The sequence below is a fragment of the Achromobacter sp. SIMBA_011 genome (assembly GCF_046535435.1).
Lineage (GTDB): Bacteria > Pseudomonadota > Gammaproteobacteria > Burkholderiales > Burkholderiaceae_B > Achromobacter > Achromobacter dolens.
This window is the reverse complement of sequence record NZ_JAWRWN010000228.1, coordinates 1-309: the sequence shown is the minus strand read 5'-3', so window position 1 is coordinate 309 and position 309 is coordinate 1. Positions and strand designations below refer to the sequence as shown.

The window sequence follows — 309 nt, the reverse complement described above, 5'->3', positions numbered from 1 at the left end:
CCCCACGTGGAGTTGGCGAGAATCGCCAGTTCCGCGACGATCATGTCGAGCGGGGAGCCGCGGCGGCGCGGCGTGATGTTGACGTGCTCGCCTTCCACGTAGAAGTTGTAGTCGGTGTTGCGCTGCACTTCGCGGCGCAGGCCGTAACCGGCGCGCGCGGCCTGGCGCTTCTCGAACAGCGCCTGCGCGAACGGCCACAGCACGGCGATGTCGTCCTTGTGCGGATATTCGCCCGTGCCCGCCGCGAGCGTTTCTTCCGTCACCACTTCGTCGAGCGTGTTGTGACGCAGGTTGCTCTTCACGAACACG

At 66.0% G+C, this 309-nt stretch carries 1 pseudogene; it reads right to left on the bottom strand.

Annotated elements, in window-relative coordinates:
• A pseudogene (locus SB816_RS30700) lies at positions 1–309 on the bottom strand (RNB domain-containing ribonuclease); the annotation flags it as partial.